Here is a 17,907-nt window from a genome sequence, read left to right on the forward strand (position 1 = left end):
GCCGATGACCGGCCGGAGACGGGGTATCAACATATCTGGCGTTGATTTTTGGCACGCTGTTGAGTTCTCAAGGAACGGACGCTTCCTTTGTACTCACCCTCTCGGGCTTTCCTCCGGGCTTCCCTTCGGTGTTTCAAACTCTATCAGTGTTTTTCCGACTCTCTGACCACCGTCCTGCGGGCATGCAGAAGTTGATCGAGATAGGGTCTGACAAGTTTGGTTGCTGCCAGGCACGGACGCGTGTTTGCGTCGCTCAGCCCCAAGCAGGAGTACGACTGTACACGGGGCCTCGAAGGCCATGCAAATCTCCCGGGCTGGTGGTCTAGACCACCAGCCGGTATCTTCCGTGCGGAACCCTCACTTCATCTGACATACGCTGCTGGACAGAGCCGTCCGAGACAGGCAGTGACGGCCCGTATACGCAGCTCCACCCCTGGGAGGCTTCCCATGACCACCGTGACGTCCCCTCTTGCAGGACGCGCCATCGGACTGGCCGCAGTGCCGGATCCGGTCTTCTCCGGGGCCATGGTCGGCCCGGGCACGGCGATCGACCCCGTACGTGAACCGTCCGAGGCCGTCGCACCCGTGGACGGCGTGATCGTTTCTCTTCACCCGCACGCGTTCGTCGTCGTCGACGAAACGGGACACGGCGTGCTCGTGCACCTCGGCATCGACACCGTGCAGCTCAACGGCGAGGGCTTCGAGCTGCTGGTGAACAAGGGTGACACCGTCACCCGCGGGCAGGCTGTCGTGCGCTGGAACCCGGCAGCCGTCGAGGCCGCCGGCAAGTCGGCGGTGTGCCCCGTCGTGGCGCTGGAGGCCACGGCCGAATCCCTCTCCGAGCTCCGTGACAACGGTGACGTGAAGGCCGGCGACAGCCTCTTCCTCTGGAACTGACGCCTGGAAGTGACCTCTGCAAGTGGCGTCCGGCTGTGACGTCCATGCCGTCGTAGGACGGCGAACAGGCACGACAACCATCGCGGCGGCGGGACCCGCCGCACTATCGGAGACGGGTGAGATGGAGACAACGCTGCGAGGCGTCGGCGTGAGCCACGGTGTGGCGATCGGCGAGGTTCGGCATATGGGAACGGCGGTGCTGGAGCCGCCTGCCAAGCAGATACCGGCTGAGGACGCGGAGCGCGAACAGGGGCGTGCCCGCCAGGCCGTGGAGGCTGTGGCGGCCGATCTGACGGCGCGCGGCAACCTGGCGGGCGGCGAGGCCCAGGCGGTGCTCGAGGCGCAGGCCATGATGGCCCAGGACCCCGAGCTGATCGCCGATGTGGACCGGCGTATCGCCGTCGGCAGCACGGCCGAGCGTGCCGTGTACGACGCGTTCGCCGCGTACCGCGAGCTGCTGGCCGGTGCCGGTGAGTACCTCGCCGGTCGGGTGGCGGACCTCGATGACGTGCGGAATCGTATCGTCGCTCGTCTGCTCGGGGTGCCCATGCCGGGTGTCCCTGACAGCGACGAACCGTACGTCCTGGTGGCGCGGGATCTCGCGCCCGCCGACACCGCTCTGCTGGACCCGACGCTCGTGCTGGGCTTCGTCACCGAGGAGGGCGGGCCGACCAGTCACAGTGCGATTCTGGCGAGGGCCCTCGGTGTACCGGCCGTCGTGGCGCTGCCGGGTGCGGGCGAGCTCGCGGAGGGCACGGTCATCGCCGTCGACGGCAGTACCGGTGACATCTTCGTGAACCCGAGCGACGAGAAGAAGGCCGAGCTGGAGACTGCCGCCGCCGAGCGGAAGGCCGCGCTCTCCGCCTCCACCGGGCCCGGTGCCACCGCCGACGGCCACAAGGTGCCGCTGCTCGCCAACGTCGGTGGGCCGGCGGACGTACCCGCCGCGGTTGAGGCCGGTGCCGAGGGCGTGGGCCTCTTCCGTACCGAGTTCCTCTTCCTGGACGACAGCAAGAACGCGCCCACCGAGGAGAAGCAGGTCGAGGCCTACCGGCAGGTGCTGGAGGCCTTCCCCGAGGGGCGGGTCGTCGTACGGGTGCTGGACGCGGGTGCGGACAAGCCGCTGGACTTCCTGACGCCGTCCGACGAGCCGAACCCGGCTCTGGGTGTGCGTGGGCTGCGGACGCTGCTCGACCACCCCGAGGTGCTGCGCACCCAGCTGACGGCGCTGGCGAAGGCCGCCGAGGGCTTGCCGGTCTACCTAGAGGTCATGGCTCCGATGGTGGCTGACCGGGCCGACGCCAGGGCGTTCGCCGACGCCTGCCGGGAGGCGGGGCTCCGGGCGAAGTTCGGTGCGATGGTGGAGATTCCCTCGGCGGCGCTGCGGGCGCGGTCGATTCTTCAGGAGGTCGAGTTCCTGTCGCTGGGGACCAATGACCTGGCGCAGTACACCTTCGCCGCCGACCGCCAGGTGGGTGCGGTGTCCCGGCTTCAGGACCCGTGGCAGCCGGCGCTGCTCGATCTGGTCGCGCTGTCCGCGGAGGGTGCGAAGGCCGAGGGCAAGAGCTGTGGCGTCTGCGGCGAGGCCGCGTCGGACCCGCTGCTCGCGTGTGTGCTGACCGGTCTCGGGGTCACCTCCCTTTCCATGGGTGCCGCGTCCATTCCTTACGTCCGGGCGACTCTGGCGAAGTACACGCTGGCGCAGTGCGAGCGGGCGGCCGCGGCCGCCCGGGCTGCCGACAGCGCCGAGGAGGCGCGGGAGGCCGCTCAGGCGGTGCTGTCCGGCGAGTAGCGGGACGAAGCCGGTCCTGCCGACGGCTCTGGGAGGGCGCTCCACCGGCGGGTGGGGCGCCCTCCTGCTGTTCAGTGGCTGTGGCGCGGTGTCGGTCCTTCGGGCCCGAGGTCCGGCGGGACGCAGTAGTCGACATCGGATTCCGGGGAGATCAGGTCGCCGGACTCGATGTCGGTGCAGTAGGCGTCGAAGACCTCTCCGGCGGTGAGGGGTTCGAGGCCGTCACCGCGCAGTCGCCAGCCGTAGACGCGGTCGGTGGCTCCCGGCGTGCAGGTGCGCATGACCAGTCCGCCGGGGCTCTGGGTGGCGATGCCGAGGGCCAGGACCGTGGTGAACTCGAGGGCTTCGGCTTCGTCGAGTTGGACGGCTCCGTCGCTGTTCTCGTCGGAGTGCAGGACCGAGACGAGGGCCTCCGGGGTGCCGGTGACGCTGCACACGAGGTGGTGTTCGCCTGGCTGGGCGGTGTCGAGGATCCGGACGAGGAGGTCGGAGGCGCGGGTGAAGGCGGCGCGGCCGATGTCCTCCCCGCAGGAGCCGCAGCTGCCGAGGCGGGCGAGGAGGGTGGTCGCGTAATCCCAGGTGGCCTGGCGTACGGCCTCGTCGACGAGGGCGGGCACCAGCTGGGTCAGGGGCTGGCCCTCGTAGGGCAGGGTCGGGCCGGTGCCGGCGAGTTCCGCCGTGAAGCGTGTGCGGCTAGCCGGGACGTCCGGGTTCAGGCCCGTCTCGGCGCAGAACTCGGCGTATTCCTGCGGGTCGAAGAGGGCGACGGTGGTGTGGCTGCCCTGTGCGGCGCGGGTCCGCAGGAGGTCTTCCACCTGTTTCAGGTAGGTCGGGTGGTCGTCGAAGGTGAAGCTGCGGTAGCGCCGCATGGCGCGGAAGTCGTGTTCGTCGGTGAGCAGGCCGATGGTGCCGGCGATTTCGCGGCGCAGGACGCGTCGCATGCTCTGGTGGTCGGTGTGCGCCATCTTTCCCCCTGTGCGCAGTCGATCAATGCTCACTCACAGTAACCGGCGGCACTGACAACGGCGTGCGGCCCGGGTCTGCCGGGCCGGTGGCGATGGCCGCCGTGACCGTGAGTGGCGGCGGCCGAGGCGAAGACCGGCCTCGGATCCCGCCAGGGCGTCGGGGGCCCGCTGGGTCAGGCGCGTTTGCGGGCCAGGTCCTCGTAGAAGTGGAGCAGGTCGAGGTTGTCGATGGAGCCCGCGTTGACCGCCTTCTCCAGGGGGGTGCCCTGGAGAAGGCGCTTGACCGGGACCTCGATGCGCTTGCCGGTGAGGGTGTGCGGGATGCCGGGCACCTCGATGACCTCGTCGGGGATGTGGCGGGGTGAGAGGTTCTCGCGGATGGTCTGCTTGATGCGGTCCAGGAGTGCCTGGTCGAGCGCGGCTCCGGGGGCGAGGTGCACGAAGAGCGGCATCCAGTAGCCGCCGTCGGGCTGTTCGATGCCGATGACCAGCGATTCCTTGATCTCGGGGAGTCGCTCCACGGCTTCGTAGATGTCGGCCGAGCCCATGCGGACGCCCTGCCGGTTGAGCGTCGAGTCGGAGCGGCCGTGGATGACGACCGAGCCGCGCGAGGTGACGGTGATCCAGTCGCCGTGGCGCCATGCACCGGGGTAGGTGTCGAAGTAACTGTCGTGGTAGCGGCTGCCGTCGGGGTCGTTCCAGAAGTGGATCGGCATCGAGGGCATGGGGTTGGTGACGACGAGTTCGCCGACCTCGTCGACGAGGGGTTCGCCGCTGGGGTCCCAGGACTGGAGGTCGGTGCCGAGGCCGGGTGCCTGGAGCTCGCCGATGTAGACCGGCAGGGTCGGGACGGCGCCCGCGAAACAGGAGCACACGTCCGTGCCGCCGCTGACGGAGGCGATCCACAGGTCCTCGCGGACCTCGTCGTGCAGCCAGCGGAAGCCGTCGGGCGGGAGCGGTGAGCCGGTGGTGGCCACGCACTGCACCTTGGAGAGGTCGAAGTCGCGGCCTGGGTGCACGTCGGCCTTGCGGCAGGCCATGACGTAGGCGGCCGAGGTGCCGTAGAGGGTGGCTCCCGTGCGTTCGGCGACCCGCCACTGGGCGCCGGTGTCGGGGTAGCCGGGGCTGCCGTCGTAGAGGACGACGGTCGTGCCGGTGAGGAGGCCGGAGACGAGGAAGTTCCACATCATCCAGCCCGTGGAGGTGTACCAGAAGAAGCGGTCCTCGGGGCCGAGGTCGCAGTGCAGGCCGAGTTGTTTGAGGTGTTCGACGAGGATGCCGCCCTGGGACTGGACGATGGCCTTGGGCAGTCCGGTGGTGCCGGAGGAGTAGAGGACCCATAGGGGATGGGCGAACGGCACCTGTTCGAAGACCGGCTCGGTGTCCGTGGCCGTGAGGGCGGACCACTCCAGGGCGCCTTCGGGGGCCGCGGTGCCGAGGAGCGGGATGTGGACGACGGCGCGCAGGGAGGGCAGTTCGCGGCGGATGTCGGCGACGGTCGCGCGGCGGTCGTGCTCCTTGCCGCCGTAGCGGTAGCCGTCGACGGCGAACAGGATCACCGGTTCGACCTGCTGGAAGCGGTCCAGGACGCTGCGGGCGCCGAAGTCGGGGGCGCAGGAGGTCCACACAGCGCCCACGGCGGCCGTGGCGAGAAGGGCGACGACGGCTTCCGGGATGTTCGGGAGGTAGCCGCTGACGCGGTCTCCCGGCCGTACGCCGAGGGCTCGCAGTTCGGCCGCCAGGGAGGCGACCTGGCGGCGCAGCTCGGACCAGGTCACGGGGCGCGGCTCATGGGTCTCGTCGACGTACAGCAGGGCCGGTTCGTCCGCGCGGGTGTCGGCGGCTCGCAGGGCGTGCTCGGCGTAGTTGAGAGTGGCGCCGGGGAACCACTCGGCGCCGGGCATCGAGCGGTCGCCCAGCACGCGCGCGTAGGGGGCCGAGAACCGTACGTCGAACCACTGGGTGACGGCCTTCCAGAACGTCTCCAGCTCGTCCACGGACCAGCGGTGCAGGGCCGGGTAGCCGCCGTCGGCGGGGGCGCCGTGGTGCTCGGCGGCCCAGGCCTGGAACCTGGTGACCTGGGACCGGGCGATGCGCTGCGGATCTGGCTGCCAGAGCGGCTGGGGGTTCACGGTCGACATGGGGCTGCTCCCGGACTCTGCGCGTCGTGTGCGTCCTCCGCGCACGGGCCAGGGGTGTGCGCGTGACGCGGCTGACAGGGACGATGCCATGTGATCAACTTCAACGCCAGGGTGCGGCCCACATAGTCCGTGTCGTGAAGATGTGGTCCCGGCACGGGTGAACGGAAGTTGAACGGCACACGCGTGTGGGTGAGTGAGTGGCAGGGTGAGCAGCATGAACGGTCGTGACCTGGTGCGCTCGGTGAAGGCGGTCGGCTCGGCGGGGGCGTCCCAGGGGTTGCGTACCGTACGGGCCGCGTGGCGCAGGAGGCGTACCGATGCTGCCGGGCTGCCCGCGCGCGGGGCCGAGCGGGCGCGGGTGCCGGGTCCGGTGCGGAGCGCCGAGCCGGGGCCCGGCGGGGGCGTCGTCCGGTTCGCACGGTCCGAGCTGCGGATCATGGTCGCGGTGAACGGGGCGGTCTTCTGGGGCTGGGACGGGGCCGGACCCGAGCCGTCGTACGCGCTGGCGGGCCGCTGTCCGGAGCCTGATCCGCGGGCGGTTCTCGAGCCGGACAAGGACGACGGCTGGCGGGTGGTGTCCGAGCGGGCGACGGTCGTGGTGTCGCGGCACGGCGCGGTCGAGGTGCGGACGCCCGGCGGGGTGACCGTGCGCCGGGATCTGCCGCCCCGGTGGTGGGAGCCGGTGGAGGGCGGCACGGCGCGCTGGATGCAGCGGTCCGAGGTGGCCGCCGACGCGCGGTTCTTCGGGCTCGGGGGCCGGGCGTCGGGGCCGCGGCTGCGGGACGGCGCGTACCGGCTGTGGAACACCGCCCCGGGCCGGTCGTTCGGGCCGGGTGACGATCCGCTGTACGTCACTATGCCGGTGCAGCTGGTGGTCGCCGACGTCACCACCCATCTGGTGTTCCACGACACGTCCTGGGACGGCACCGTGACCCTTCGGGAGGGCGAGGAGGGCGCGGGGTCCGGGCACGACCGGGTGGGGGCGTCGGAGCTGCGGATGGACGGCGGTCCGCTGCGCTGCTGGGTGATGGTGGGCACCCCCGCGCGCGTGCTGCTCGCGTGGGCGTCTCTCACGGGTGCGCCCGCCCTGCCGCCGTCGTGGGCGCTTGGCCATCACCACGCCCGTCGGGGCTTCGGCAGCGAGCAGGAGGTGCGGCGGATCGTCGCCGGGTACCAGGAACGCGATCTACCGCTCGACGCCGTGCATCTGGACATCGACCACCTGGACGAGCACGAGGTGTTCACGGTCGACCAGGATCGCTTCCCCAAGCTTCCGCAACTGGCCGGGGAACTGCTGCGGGACGGGATCCGGCTGGTGTCGGTCGTCGGTCCGGCGGTCAAGGCGGCGCCGGGCAACGCGGTGTTCGACGGCGGGACGGCCGAGGACGCCTTCGTGAAGGACGCGTCCGGACGGCTGGTGGAGGGGGTCGTGCGGTCCGGGGAGGCGGTCTATCCGGATTTCACCCACGCGCGCGTGCGTGAGTGGTGGGGCCGTCTCTACCAGGAGCGGCTGGCGGCCGGCTTCGCGGGCTTCTGGCACGACATGAACGAGCCCACGTCGTTGCACGCCTTCGGGGAGTCGACTCTGCCGCGCTCGGCCCGGCACGCCCTGGAGGGCCGGGGCGGCGACCACCGGGAGGCCCACAACGTCTACGCGCTGTGCATGGCCAGGGCCGGTTATGAGGGGCTGCGCGCGCTGGTGCCCGCCGAGCGGCCCTTCCTGTTCTCGCGTTCCGGTTGGGCCGGAATGCAGCGCTACGGCGGTACGTGGTCCGGTGACGTGGCCACGGGCTGGCCGGGCCTGCGGGCCTCGCTGGCGCTGGTGATGGGGCTCGGCCTGTGCGGGGTGCCGTACTCGGGGCCCGACGTGGGCGGCTTCGACGGGAGTCCGTCGCCCGAGCTGTATCTGCGCTGGTTCCAGCTGGGCGCCTGTATGCCGCTGTTCCGTACGCACGCGAGCCCGCGCGCGGGGTGCAGGGAGCCGTGGGAGTTCGGTGCCGAGGTGCTGGAGCACGCGCGCGTGGCGCTCGTGGAACGCCGGCGGCTGCTGCCGTACTTCATGACGCTGGCGCAGTTGGCACGCCGTACCGGGGCGCCTTATGTACGGCCCTTGTGGTGGTCCGCGCCCGAGGACCGTGCCCTGCGGGACTGCGAGGACGCCTTCCTGCTGGGCGACAGCCTGCTGGTGGCCCCGGTGCTCGATCCTGGCGGCGACCGGCGGGCGGTCCAGCTGCCGCGCGGGCGCTGGTACGACACGGTGACGGAGCAGGCGTACGAGGGGCCGGGCCAGGTGCTGGTGGAGGCCCCGCTGTCGCGGATCCCGGTGCTCGCGCGCGCGGGTGCCGTCATACCGGTGCGGGGCGCGGACGGAGGTCTGGAACTGGAGGTGTGGGCCCCCGCCCGGGGACGGAGCGGGGGCGGCCTGGTCGTGGTGGACGCGGGCGACGGGTGGGACGAGCCGGAGATCGACCGCTACGTCACCCGCTGGCAGGGCCGGAAGGTGGTCGTCCAGCGGGAGGGCGAGGACGGTGTGAGCGAGCCGTCCCTCCCGGTGCGGCTGCGGGGGCTCCCGGCGCGCTGAGCTCAGGCGTAGCGGCCCTCGAACCAGGCACGGACGGCCACGGTGTGCAGGGGGAACGCGAGTTCCTCGGGCCTGCGCAGCAGGTGCCAGCCCTCTGTCTCGTTCGTGGCGGTGGACAGCGGGAGGCCGTCGGCGGGGCGCTCCGGCAGCACCCCGAACAGGAGCAGGTGGCCGTCCTGCGAGCTCAGTGCGTCGACGAGCCGTACGTCGCGGGCGGCCGCCTCGATGCCGGTCTCTTCCTTGAGTTCGCGGACCAGGGCGTGCCGCCAGTCCTCGCGGTCGTCGACGAAGCCGCCGGGCAGGGCGATGCCTCCGCGCGCGGGCTCGACGGTCCGGGTGATGACGACCAGGGCGATGCCCTGGGTGTCGTAGACGGGCTGGAGCGCGACGGCGACCGGCAAGGGGTTGCGGTAGGCCACGGCGGCGCAGACGGGACAGGTGCGGGGCCAGCCCGCGACGCCCTCTCCGTAGGGCGCTCCGCAGCTCGAACAGTGGGAGCCGGGCCCGGAGTTGGGGATGGAGTGCTGAGTTTCGGACACGCGGCGGACTGTATCCGATCACCGGTGGCTTCGATTCCGTCGGGCCCTCTGCCTCTTCGCGGTGGTCCGTGCAACACTTCTGACGATCCGTCAGATACGGTCCGGGGAGGGACGTTGCCACGCACGCGTACACCAGTGGTCACCGGATGGTTCACCGGTGACGGAGCCGACTTCACGCTGTTGGGCACCCGCTGCTCCGCCTGCGCCTCGGTCTTCTTCCCGCGCGAGGACGGGCATTGCCGCAACCCCGGATGCGACGGTGGCGATCTGGCGGAGATTCCCCTTTCGCGACGCGGACGAATCTGGTCCTACACGGACAGCCGGTACCGGCCGCCGTCACCCTATGTGACGGATCCGGAACTTCCGTGGGAGCCCTGCACGTTGATCGCTGTGGAGCTGGCCGCCGAGCGGATCGTGGTGCTGGGGCAGGCCGTTCCCGGGGTCACCGTCGCCGATCTGACGGTGGGTGCGGAGGTGGAGGTCGTCCCCGGAGTCCTGCACGAGGACGGGGAGACGGTCTTCACCACGTGGCGGTGGCGGCCGACGGGGGTGGCGGCATGACGGCAGAGGTGGCGGTGCTCGGCGCGGGCATGCACCCGTGGGGCAAGTGGGGGCGCTCGTTCGTCGAGTACGGCGTGGCGGCGGCCCGTGCGGCGCTGGCCGACGCGGGGCTGGAGTGGCGGGAGGTCGGTTCGGTCGTCGGCGCGGACACCGTGCGGGGCGGTTATCCGGGTTACGTGGCGGGGGCGACCTTCGCGAAGGCGCTCGGCTGGCAGGGGGCCCGGGTCGCCAGCGTGTACGCGGCCTGCGCGTCGGGGGCGCAGGCAGTGGCCGCCGCGCGGGCACAGATCCTCGCAGGGCTGGCCGACGTGGTGCTCGTGGTGGGCGCCGACGCGGCCCCCAAGGGGTTCTTCAGGCCCGCGGGCGGTGATCGGCCCGACGATCCGGACTGGCTGCGGTTCCGGGTTCTCGGGGCGACCAACCCGACGTACTTCGGGCTGTACGCGCGGCGGCGGATGGCCGTGCACGGGGACACTCCCGAGGACTTCGCCGAGGTCAAGGTCAAGAACTCCGCCATGGGCGCGTTGAATCCGCACGCGCGCTACCGGAAGCGGGTCACGGCGGACGAGGTCGCGGCCTCCGCCGTGGTGGCCGATCCGCTGCGGCTTCTGGACATCTGCGCGACCTCGGACGGCGGGGCGGCACTGGTGCTCTCCAGCATGGAGTTCGCGCGGCGGCGGGGCGTGGCCGCGCCCGTGCGGATCAGGGCGGTGTCCACGGTGACGCCGACCTATCCGAACACCGTGCTGGACCTGCCCGACATCGCGACCGACTCCGCGGCGGTGGTCGAGCCGGCCGAGCGGACGTTCCGGGCCTCGATCGCGCACGCGGCCTACCAGGAGGCGGGAATCGGGCCGGAGGATCTTTCGCTCGCCGAGGTGTACGACCTCTCCACCGCGCTGGAGTTGCAGTGGTACGAGGATCTCGGGCTGTGCGGCGAGGGTGAGGGCGCGAAGCTGCTGCGCGAGGGGGCGACGGCACCGGGTGGGCGCATACCCGTCAACATGAGCGGCGGCCTCGCCTCCTTCGGCGAGGCGGTCCCGGCCCAGGCCATCGCCCAGGTGTGCGAGTTGACCTGGCAGTTGAGGGGTGACGCGGGGCCGCGTCAGGTGGAACACGCGCGCGTGGGGATCACCGCGAACCAAGGGCTGTTCGGTCATGGTTCGGCGGTGGTGGCGGTGAGGTGACCGGGGGACGCCGCCCACGCCCGTCCCAACCGTTGCCGTCGCCGACCTTGACGCCCCCCGGGGCCCGGTGAACACTTCCGGTGTCGGTCGACATCGCCGTACATTCTCGGCGTTCCAGGCATCACGCCGTGCGGGTCCCCCATGAGCCAAGGCCCGTGCCCCTACAGGCGATTCGGCCGCGACGGCACGCTCGTCGCGGACGCCGGGCGGGGCGCGGGATCCTCCCTGGCCTCGGCAGTTCGCCAAGGGAACCGCAACCCTGCACGGAGGTGGACCGGGGCGGGACCGTCCCGGGCCAGGCCTAGGAGCCGCCATGAGCAACGGAGACGTATTCCTCGGTGAGGTCATCGGTACGGCGATTCTGATCCTCTTCGGCGCCGGCGTGGTCGCCGCCGTCCTCCTCAACTACTCGAAGGCGAAGGACTCCGGTTGGGTCGTCATCGCGTTCGGCTGGGGCTTCGGCGTGCTGGCCGGGGCGTACACCGCCGCTCCGCTGTCCGGCGGGCACCTCAACCCCGCGGTGACCATAGGGATCGCCGTCGACACCGGGGACTGGGACCAGGTACCGGTGTACATCGCCGGGCAGATGGTGGGTGCCATGCTCGGGGCGGTCCTGTGCTGGCTGGTCTACTACGCGCAGTTCCAGGCCAACGCCGACGACGAGATCGCCCAGCCCACGCTCGGGATCTTCTCCACCGGTCCGGCGATCCGCAATCCCGTGGCGAACCTCGTCACCGAGATCATCGCGACCGTCGGTCTGGTGCTGCCGATCCTGGCGTTCGGGCTCACCAAGGGGCTCGGCGAGTCGGGTACCGCGGTCCTGGTCGTCTCGTTCCTGGTGGTCGGCATCGGTCTGTCGCTCGGCGGACCCACCGGATACGCCATCAACCCGGCCCGTGACCTCGGCCCGCGCATCGTCCACACCCTGCTGCCGATACCCAACAAGGGCACCTCGGACTGGGGTTACGCGTGGATCCCGGTGGTGGGACCGCTCATCGGCGGCGCGCTGTCCGGACTCATCTTCAAAGCGGCCTTCTGAGATCACGGCTCGCGAAACGCACTCCCTCAGCAACGCCTTGAGCAGCAACCCGACGAAGGGGACGTCATGACGGACAAGTTCGTCGCCGCCATCGACCAGGGCACCACCTCCAGCCGCTGCATCATCTTCAACCAGGACGGCGCGATCGTGGCCGTCGACCAGCGTGAGCACCGCCAGATCTTCCCCAAGCCCGGCTGGGTCGAGCACGACGCCACCGAGATCTGGTCCAAGGTGCAGGCCGTGGTCGCCGGGGCGATCGCGAAGGCCGGACTCCGCGCCGACCAGCTCAGCGCGCTGGGCATCACCAACCAGCGCGAGACGACGGTCCTCTGGGACCGCGCCACCGGCAAACCCGTGCACAACGCGATCGTCTGGCAGGACACCCGCACCGCGGCCCTCACCCACCAACTGGGCGGCTCGGACGGTCAGGACCGGTTCCGCGAGCAGACCGGGCTGCCGCTGGCCACCTACTTCTCCGGTCCGAAGGCGGCCTGGTTGCTGGACAACGTGCCGGGGCTGCGCGCGCGGGCCGAGAACGGTGAGATCGCCTTCGGCACCATCGACTCCTGGCTGATCTGGAACCTCACCGGCGGCACGGACGGCGGCCGGCACGTCACCGATGTGACCAACGCCGGGCGGACCATGCTGATGAACCTGGAGACCCTCCAGTGGGACCAGTCGATCCTGTCCGCGATGAACGTGCCGGAGGCCGTGCTCCCCGAGATCAGGTCGTCCGCCGAGGTCTACGGCACCGCGGTCGGCCAACTCGCGGGCGTGCCCGTGGCGTCCGCGCTGGGCGACCAGCAGGCCGCCGTGTTCGGACAGGCCTGCTACGACGTGGGTACGGCGAAGAACACCTACGGCACGGGCTCCTTCCTGCTGCTCAACACGGGCAACCGGCCGGTGCCGTCGAAGAACGGGCTGCTGACGACGATGGGCTACAAGATCGGCGACGAGGCGCCGGTGTACTGCCTGGAGGGGTCGATCGCCATCACCGGCGCCCTGGTCCAGTGGTTCCGCGACCAGCTCGGCATCATCCGGACCGCCGACGAGATCGAGCCCCTCGCCGCGAGCGTCGACGACAACGGCGGCGCGTACATCGTGCCCGCCTTCTCCGGGCTGTTCGCGCCCTACTGGCGCTCGGACGCGCGCGGAGTCGTCACGGGCCTGACGCGGTACGTCACCAAGGCGCACCTCGCCCGCGCGGTGCTGGAGGCGACGAGCTGGCAGACCCGTGAGGTCGTGGACGCCATGTACCAGGACTCGGGGGTGCAGATCACCACCCTGAAGGTCGACGGCGGCATGACCAAGAACAACCTGCTGATGCAGCACCAGGCCGACGTGCTGGACGTGCCGGTGGTCCGGCCGAAGGTCTCCGAGACCACGTGCCTGGGCGCCGCGTACGCGGCCGGGCTGGCCACCGGTGTGTGGAACGACCTCGACGAGCTGAAGTCCCACTGGCAGAAGGACGTCGAGTGGACGCCGGACATGGAGCCGTCCGTGAGGGACCGCCAGTACCACAACTGGCGCAAGGCCGTGGAGAAGAGCTTCGGCTGGGAGGAGGACGACGGCGAGAGCTAGCCACACGCGCGTGGTGCCGAGCACCGGGCACGCGCGCGTGGTGCGATGAAGCCGCGGCCCGTACCCCTGTCGGCGGGGGTACGGGCCGCATCCCCGCCGGTGCCCTCAGGTGGTGACGGTCCGGCGCTGACGTGCCGAGTACGCCATCGCGTGCTGGACGACTCCCACGAGGACGTCCTTGACGGACTGCCTGTCCCGGGCGTCGCACAGCACGACAGGGACGTCCTCGTCCAGGTCGAGAGCCTGGCGTACGTCCTCCTCGGGGTAACGGGCCGCTCCCTCGAAGCAGTTGACGCCGACCAGGAAGGGGATGGAGCGCCGCTCGAAGTAGTCGACGGCGGCGAAGCAGTCCTCCAGGCGGCGGGTGTCGGCGAGCACGACGGCTCCGAGGGCGCCCTCGGAGAGCTCGTCCCACATGAACCAGAACCGCTCCTGTCCCGGCGTGCCGAACAGGTACAGCACCAGGTCCTCGCGCAGGGTGATGCGGCCGAAGTCCATGGCGACCGTCGTAGTGCGTTTGCCCTCCACGCCACTGGTGTCGTCGACCGGGCGGCCCGCCTCGGTGAGCAGTTCCTCGGTGCGCAGCGGCCTGATCTCGCTGACCGCGCCCACCAGCGTGGTCTTGCCCACGCCGAAGCCGCCGGCCACCAGGATCTTGAGCGTGACGGGCTCGACCGGGGGCTTTCCGCGCTCAGAACGCCCGAAGATCATTGGTCTCTTTCTCCTGCTTGCTGCTTGCTGGGGGCGGCGCCGATGTCAGACGTGGACGGTCACAGGGCCCTGAGACCGTTGATCACATCGCGCAGGATGCTTTCGTCCGGGAGCTCGGCGGGCGGCACCGGCCGGTTCACATGGACCCACTCGGAGGCGACGAGGTCACCGATCAGGACCCGTACGACCCCGATGGGCAGGTCGAGTTCGGAGGACAGCTCGGCGACCGACTGGGGGTTGTCCCGGCACAGGTCGACGATGTCCACGTGCTCGGGGGACAGCGACTGGTCCCCTTCGGGATCGTCCGTGTGGGGTTCGGCGACGACGACCGCGATGAGGTCGAGACGGTGCTGACCGGCACTTGTGGTGCGGCCGCGTGTCATGGCGTACGGACGGACCACCGGTCCGGCCTCGTCGTCGAACCAGTGGCTTCTTCCCTGACCGTCTGTGCTCATGCCATCTCACTACCCGCCCTGAGGCAGATCGGTGCGCGGAGCGGCGCCGAGATGCACACCGACCCGCTTGACCAGGAGCGTCATCTCGTACGCGACGAGGCCCACGTCCGAGTCGGCGTCCGAGAGGACGGCGAGGCAGCTGCCGTCGCCGGCGGCCGTCACGAACAGGAAGGCGTCGTCCAGCTCGACCACGGTCTGGCGGACGTTGCCCGCCTCGAAGTGCCGGCCCACGCCCTTGGCCAGGCTGTGGAAGCCCGACGCCACGGCGGCGAGGTGTTCGCTGTCCTCGCGGGTCAGGTCCTGGGACACACCGGTGGGGAGGCCGTCGCTGGAGAGCACCAGGGCCTTGCGGATGCTCGCGACACGGTCCACCAGGTCGTCGAGGAGCCAGTTCAGCTCGCCGGACTTGTCGGTCGCCTTCGGTGCGGTCATCGACCGTCCCCCTTTGTCGTTCGGTGTGGTGCTGTGCCGCCTGACGTGTCGTCGCCCGCGGCGTTCTCCTCACGGCCGCGCTGCCAGCCGCGCTGGAGCGAGGCCATACGGCTGCGTACCTCGTCGGCGTCCCGGTCGGCGGGCTCCGCCTGCTTCCGTGGGCGCCGGTCGGGGGCCTGCTTCAGCTGCGGGGCCAGGTTGGCCTGCCGGACGCGGCGGGGCAGTGGCGTGGCGCCGGGACCGGAGTCCTGCGGCTCGCGCGTCTGGCCGCCGCTTCCGAGGGCGTCCATGCCTGAGACGGACCTGACGGGGCCGAGAGCGGGAGCACCGGGCCTGCCGCCGGTGACTCCGGTCGATCCCGTGATTCCGGAAGCCCCCGTGGCTCCGGAACCGCCGGCCGCCCCAGCACCTCCGAGCGCCCCCTCGTCCGCCCCGCCCCCGCTCGACGCGATCTCGGCGCGCCGGGTGCGTCGGGGCAGTGCGGGGGATCCTGACGGGCCGCCGAGGTCGCGGCCCCGCGCCGCCGAGGACGTCGGCGTCTGGGTCAGCTCGTCGAGACGGTCGGCCACGCCCGTGCCCCGGCGCAGCGCCGCGGCACGGCGGCGGCTGGGCAGCGTCGGAGGTTCGGAGCGCGAGGCGTCCGCGGTGACCGAGGGCGCCGTATGGGGGCGGGGGTCGCCGGGGCCGATCGGGGCCGCCTCGTCCCTCTCCTCGCGGCCCGGCCGCTCGTCGGTGACCGGGCGGCCGTGGGAGCTGACCAGCTTGGGGGTACGGCGGCGGGGTGGCGACACCAGGTCGTCCGGACCGTCGCCGAGACCGGCCCCGTCGGTGTCGAGACCGTCGTCGTCCACCTGGGCCAGGGAGCGGCGCGGCCGGAACAGCCCGCCGCGCTCGTCCTCGGAGTCGAGCACCCCCGGGAAGTCGGTCAGGGCGTCCAGGTCGACGGGAGCCTCCAGTTCGACCGGGCCGTCCAGGATCGCGGGCGGCATGGCCGGCCCTCGGGTGAGCGAGACCCGCTGGGCCGCCTCCAGTTCGGCCTCCTTCGAGGGCCCGGGGCGGTCGAGGCGGAAGCCGATGCCGTTGGTGTCCGGGACGTCGTCGGTCAGCAGCGCGTCGGGGATGAAGACCACGGCCGTCGTGCCGCCGTACGGCGAAGGCTGGAGGGAGACCCGGACGTTCTGCCGCTGCGCGAGCCGGCTGACCACGAACAGGCCGAGGCGGTCGGTGTCGGACAGCTCGAACTCCGGTGTCTCCGCGAGCCGGAGGTTGGCGTCCAGCAGCGCGTCGGCGGCCATGCCGAGTCCGCGGTCGTGGATCTCCAGGGTGAAGCCGTTGGCGACCCGCTCGCCCAGGACCTGGACGGCGGTGTGCGGCGGGGAGAACACCGTGGCGTTCTCCAGGAGTTCGGCCACCAGGTGGGTGAGGTCGGCGACGGCCGGTCCGGTCACGGCGACCCTGGGCAGCCGCCGGACCTCGATGCGCTCGTAGTCCTCGACCTCGGCGACGGCGGCGCGGACGACGTCCATCAGCTGGACGGGTTTGCGCCACTGCCGTGAGGGGGCCGCACCGGAGAGGATCACGAGACCCTCGGCGTGCCGGCGCATACGGGTGGTCAGGTGGTCGAGGCGGAACAGGTCGGCGAGCTCGTCGGTGTCCTCGGTGCGGCGCTCCATGGTGTCGAGCAGGGTGAGCTGCTTGTGGAGCAGGACCTGGCTGCGGCGGGCGAGGTTGACGAACACCTCGGAGACACCGGCGCGCAACTCGGCCTGTTTCACGGCGGCTTCGACGGCGGCGCGCTGGAGGGTGTTGAGGGCCTGGCCGACCTCGCCCATCTCGTTCTTGTCGTACTCGAGGCGCGGGACCTCGGTCTCGACGTCGACCTGTTCGCCGACGGACAGGCGGCGCATCACGCTGGGCAGGCGTACGCCGGACGCCTCGTGGGCCTCCAGGCGCAGTTGCCGCAGGTCGCGGATGAGGGCGCGGCCCACCCGTACGGAGAGGATCAGCGAGGCGAGCAGGGCGACCAGACCGAGGACGCCGACCGCTGCGGCCTTGATGATGACGCCGATCGCCTCCGGCTGGACGCGGTCCTGGAGGCGGTCGCTCGCCTGGTCGTCGAGCTTGGCGAGTTCGTCGAGCGCGGTGCCCGCGGCGGCGTCCCAGCTCTTGGCACTCACCTTGGTGAAGGTGCCGGGTTCGGCGCCGGCGACGGACTGCTCGGCGGAGCGCAGGGGCGCCGTGCCGGCGTTCTTCCAGAACCGCTCGTACCGCTCGCGCTCGGACGTCGGCAGCACGGCCAGGCTGACGTCGTACATCAGGGTGCGCTGGGCGACGAGGTCGGAGACGTCACGGATCTCGTCGTGGCTGAGCTTGCCCACCACCAGGGAGGAACCGAGCAGGGCGTCCTCGCGGGAGAGCAGTTCGCGGGCGCGGGTGATGTTGACCAGAGCCCGTGCCTGCTTGTCGAGTTCGACGCTGTCGACGCCGTCGAGGGTGGCGAGGAGGGCGTAGGCCGGGTCGACGAGACGGTTGTACTGGTCGAGCGCCGTGAGGCGGGTGACGGTGCGGTCCTCGACGCTGCGGCGCAGCGAGTCGATGCCGTCGAAGGCGTCCTGGACGGCGGTCAGGCGTTCTTCGTCGTCCTGGTCCAGGCCGTCGCGGACGTCGGGGTCGTGCGCGTTCTTCCGGAACTTGGCGATGGCCTCGTCCGAGGCGTTCCGCGTGTTGCGCAGCGCGGACAGGGCGTCCGAGGCGCGCGGATCGGCCAGGTAGACGAGCGACTGGCGGCGTTCCTGCTGGAGCACCCGCACGGTGTCCTCGATGGGATAGGCGAGCTTCTCCGTGACGGCCGACACCTGGAAGAGCTGGGCGACCTCACGTCCCGTCAGCACCGTGGCGAAGCCCCACACCGCGATCAGGGACACCAGCGGCACGAGAAGCAGCGCCACGATCTTCCGGCGGATCGACTTCCCGCGAAAGCGCATGGCCTCCCCCAGCTCGACCCCCATCCGCCGGGGGTACACATG

14 protein-coding genes are annotated in these 17,907 nt (G+C 71.2%); 7 read left to right on the forward strand and 7 right to left on the reverse strand.

Going from position 1 to position 17,907, the window contains the following annotated elements; all coding sequences use genetic code 11:
* Nucleotides 1-447: 447 nt before the first annotated feature.
* A complete protein-coding gene (locus AQJ54_RS25780; protein WP_062028100.1) occupies nt 448-897 on the forward strand; it encodes a PTS sugar transporter subunit IIA in 450 nt (149 codons plus the stop codon).
* Between the two features lie 121 nt (nt 898-1,018).
* Nucleotides 1,019-2,689: a phosphoenolpyruvate--protein phosphotransferase gene (gene ptsP, locus AQJ54_RS25785; RefSeq protein WP_062241366.1), complete on the forward strand. Its 1,671-nt coding sequence runs from the start codon at nt 1,019-1,021 to the stop codon at nt 2,687-2,689.
* A gap of 71 nt (nt 2,690-2,760) precedes the next feature.
* Here ptsP and AQJ54_RS25790 read toward each other — a convergent pair whose 3' ends face one another.
* A complete protein-coding gene (locus AQJ54_RS25790) occupies nt 2,761-3,654 on the reverse strand; it encodes a hypothetical protein (protein WP_062241369.1) in 894 nt (297 codons plus the stop codon).
* A gap of 173 nt (nt 3,655-3,827) precedes the next feature.
* Entirely contained in the window at nt 3,828-5,795 is a 1,968-nt protein-coding gene (locus tag AQJ54_RS25795; RefSeq protein WP_062028106.1) for an acetoacetate--CoA ligase, read from the reverse strand.
* Between the two features lie 214 nt (nt 5,796-6,009).
* On the opposite strand from AQJ54_RS25795, the gene AQJ54_RS25800 reads away from it, so the two are divergent.
* Complete coding sequence (locus AQJ54_RS25800; RefSeq protein WP_062241859.1) at nt 6,010-8,376, forward strand: glycoside hydrolase family 31 protein; 2,367 nt, start codon at nt 6,010-6,012, stop codon at nt 8,374-8,376.
* A 2-nt stretch (nt 8,377-8,378) separates the two neighbouring features.
* Here AQJ54_RS25800 and AQJ54_RS25805 read toward each other — a convergent pair whose 3' ends face one another.
* On the reverse strand, nt 8,379-8,915 hold the full coding sequence (locus AQJ54_RS25805; RefSeq protein ID WP_062241372.1) for an NUDIX domain-containing protein: 537 nt from the start codon (nt 8,913-8,915) through the stop codon (nt 8,379-8,381).
* 135 nt (nt 8,916-9,050) lie between these two features.
* Here AQJ54_RS25805 and AQJ54_RS25810 point away from each other — a divergent pair, with 135 nt between their 5' ends.
* The 4 genes from AQJ54_RS25810 (at nt 9,051) to glpK (ending at nt 13,283) form a co-directional block, all read left to right on the forward strand.
* Nucleotides 9,051-9,476, forward strand: a complete 426-nt coding sequence (locus tag AQJ54_RS25810) for a Zn-ribbon domain-containing OB-fold protein (RefSeq protein ID WP_030321679.1) — start codon at nt 9,051-9,053, stop codon at nt 9,474-9,476.
* Nucleotides 9,473-10,663 carry a lipid-transfer protein gene (locus AQJ54_RS25815; RefSeq protein WP_062241861.1) on the forward strand — a complete coding sequence of 397 codons (1,191 nt, stop codon included), beginning with the start codon at nt 9,473-9,475 and terminating at the stop codon, nt 10,661-10,663. The genes AQJ54_RS25810 and AQJ54_RS25815 overlap by 4 nt, the downstream gene beginning before the upstream one ends.
* A gap of 313 nt (nt 10,664-10,976) precedes the next feature.
* Nucleotides 10,977-11,702, forward strand: coding sequence for an MIP/aquaporin family protein (locus AQJ54_RS25820; protein ID WP_062028111.1), 726 nt, complete (start codon nt 10,977-10,979; stop codon nt 11,700-11,702).
* A gap of 66 nt (nt 11,703-11,768) precedes the next feature.
* Nucleotides 11,769-13,283, forward strand: a complete 1,515-nt coding sequence (gene glpK, locus AQJ54_RS25825) for a glycerol kinase GlpK (protein WP_062241373.1) — start codon at nt 11,769-11,771, stop codon at nt 13,281-13,283.
* A 105-nt stretch (nt 13,284-13,388) separates the two neighbouring features.
* Here glpK and AQJ54_RS25830 read toward each other — a convergent pair whose 3' ends face one another.
* Genes AQJ54_RS25830 through AQJ54_RS25845 form a run of 4 tightly spaced genes read right to left on the reverse strand, consistent with a single transcriptional unit; the run spans nt 13,389 to nt 17,865 of the window.
* Nucleotides 13,389-13,994, reverse strand: a complete 606-nt coding sequence (locus tag AQJ54_RS25830; protein ID WP_062028115.1) for a GTP-binding protein — start codon at nt 13,992-13,994, stop codon at nt 13,389-13,391.
* Nucleotides 13,995-14,053: 59 nt separating this feature from the next.
* Complete coding sequence (locus AQJ54_RS25835) at nt 14,054-14,449, reverse strand: DUF742 domain-containing protein (protein WP_030321672.1); 396 nt, start codon at nt 14,447-14,449, stop codon at nt 14,054-14,056.
* 9 nt (nt 14,450-14,458) lie between these two features.
* A complete protein-coding gene (locus AQJ54_RS25840) occupies nt 14,459-14,881 on the reverse strand; it encodes a roadblock/LC7 domain-containing protein (protein ID WP_030321671.1) in 423 nt (140 codons plus the stop codon).
* Nucleotides 14,878-17,865 (reverse strand): nitrate- and nitrite sensing domain-containing protein, encoded by a 2,988-nt coding sequence (locus tag AQJ54_RS25845; protein WP_062241863.1) that lies wholly within the window; start codon nt 17,863-17,865, stop codon nt 14,878-14,880. The genes AQJ54_RS25840 and AQJ54_RS25845 overlap by 4 nt, the downstream gene beginning before the upstream one ends.
* Nucleotides 17,866-17,907 lie beyond the last annotated feature (42 nt).

This window comes from Streptomyces griseorubiginosus, from assembly GCF_001514195.1.
Lineage (GTDB): Bacteria > Actinomycetota > Actinomycetes > Streptomycetales > Streptomycetaceae > Streptomyces > Streptomyces griseorubiginosus.